General features: G+C 67.9%; 1 protein-coding gene. It reads left to right on the plus strand.

Features of this window, described 5'->3' with window-relative positions:
- Positions 1-48 precede the first annotated feature (48 nt).
- A partial coding sequence (locus AQJ64_RS44710; RefSeq protein ID WP_425315627.1) for an ABC transporter permease occupies positions 49-1164 on the plus strand: 1116 nt, incomplete at its 3' end.

The following is a 1164-nucleotide window of genomic DNA, read 5'->3' on the forward strand; positions in this document are numbered from 1 at the left end:
AGACCCGAGAAGACCGAGTCCGCGCAGCCGACGTCTCCGGCCAGGAGGGTGCGCAAGGTCAGCCGACCCATGGTGCTCGGCGCGATCCTCGTGGTCTGGCTGCTGCTCTTCGCCGTGCTGCGCGGCAGGCAGACCCTCACCCTGGCCGCGGCCGACCTGACCGGTCTGCACCGCTGGTTCAACGACGTCAACGACTCGATCGGCGCCAACCGCAACTCCAACCCGCTCTTCATCTACTTCTTCAACGAGATCCGGCTGGTCATCGACACCCTGGTGACCTTCATCCAGGACCTGATCTCCCAGCCGTCCGACGCCCGGCCCGTGCCGCAGATCGGCTGGCTCGGGGTCGTGGGCATCGCCGGATACGTCTCCTGGGCCGTCGGCAACTGGCGGGTTGCCCTGCTGGCCGTCACCGGGTTCACGTTCATGGGCTTGCAGGGTCTGTGGCAGCAGAGCATGGACACCCTGGCCCTGACCCTCTCCGCGGTTCTGGTCGCGCTGCTGTTCGCGATCCCGCTGGGGGTGTGGGCGGGGCTGTCGGACCGGTTCAACCGGGTCGTGACGCCGTTCCTGGACTTCATGCAGACGATGCCGACCTTCGTCTACCTGGCCCCGCTGACCCTGTTCTTCCTGATCGGCGGCGCTTCCGCGGCCATCGCGACGCTCATCTATGCCGCACCTCCGGCGATCCGCATCACCGCGCACGCCATTCGCTCGGTGCCGACGACGACGGTCGAGGCGGCCGACTCCCTGGGCGCCACCCGTAGGCAGGCGCTGGTGAAGGTCCTGCTCCCGATGTCCAAGCGGACCGTCGTGATGGGCGTCAACCAGACCATCATGGCGGCGCTCGCGATGGTCACCATCGCCGCGCTGATCGATGCTCCGGGTCTGGGCAAGACGGTGGTTCAGGCGCTTCAGTCGCTCGATGTCGGTACGGCGTTCAACGCGGGTCTGGCGATCGTGGTGATGGCGATCGTGCTGGACCGGGTCACCACCGCGGCCAGTGCCCGTGAGGAGAGCGCCCGGGGCTCGAAGAACCGCTTCCTGAAGTGGCGCAAGCAGCTGCTGGGAGCGGGGGCCGCCGTCACGGCCGTACTGGTCTATCTGTCGCACACCTACCTGTGGGCGGCGGAGTTCCCCGGCGAGGGCAGCCTCGGCAGTTCT

This window comes from Streptomyces griseoruber (genome assembly GCF_001514205.1).
GTDB classification, from domain to species: Bacteria; Actinomycetota; Actinomycetes; order Streptomycetales; family Streptomycetaceae; genus Streptomyces; species Streptomyces griseoruber.